General features: G+C 47.2%; 1 protein-coding gene. It reads left to right on the top strand.

The window, feature by feature from the left end:
* The coding region (gene holA / locus R7O13_RS30280; protein WP_318305649.1) for a DNA polymerase III subunit delta at positions 1 to 538 on the top strand (538 nt) is incomplete at both ends.

Here is a 538-nt window from a genome sequence, read left to right as displayed (position 1 = left end):
CATTGAGCTTGAGATCCCAGAAAGCGGTGTCACCACAGCCATCAGCAACGAGCTACAGACTCTGTGTGACATGTTGCATGATGACATCATGCTAGTGATCATCGGAACGAAGCTGACTAAAGCGCAAGAAAATGCCAAATGGTTTAAAGCACTGAATGCCAAAGGCGACTGGGTCAGCTGCTTAACGCCGGATCTTCAGCGTTTGCCTATGTTTGTGCAAACGCGCTGCCGCGCATTGGGTTTAAAGCCCGATCAGCAATCCTTACAGATGTTGGCACAGTGGCATGAAGGCAACTTATTTGCACTTTCTCAGAGTCTAGAGAAACTGGCTTTGCTCTATCCTGATGGCGAACTGACTGTTGTACGCTTAGAGGAAGCCTTAAGTCGACACAACCACTTTACGACGTTTAACTGGATTGATGCGTTACTTGCAGGTAAAGCTAATCGTGCTCAACGCATCCTGCGTCAATTAGAAGCCGAAGGCATTGAAACGGTCATTCTCATCCGAAGTGTGCAGAAAGAGTTCAACCAACTATTA

The sequence above is a fragment of the Vibrio sp. Y176 genome, assembly GCF_033438945.1.
The sequence above is the reverse complement of the archived record's forward strand: the minus strand, read 5'-3'. Positions and strand labels throughout refer to the sequence as shown.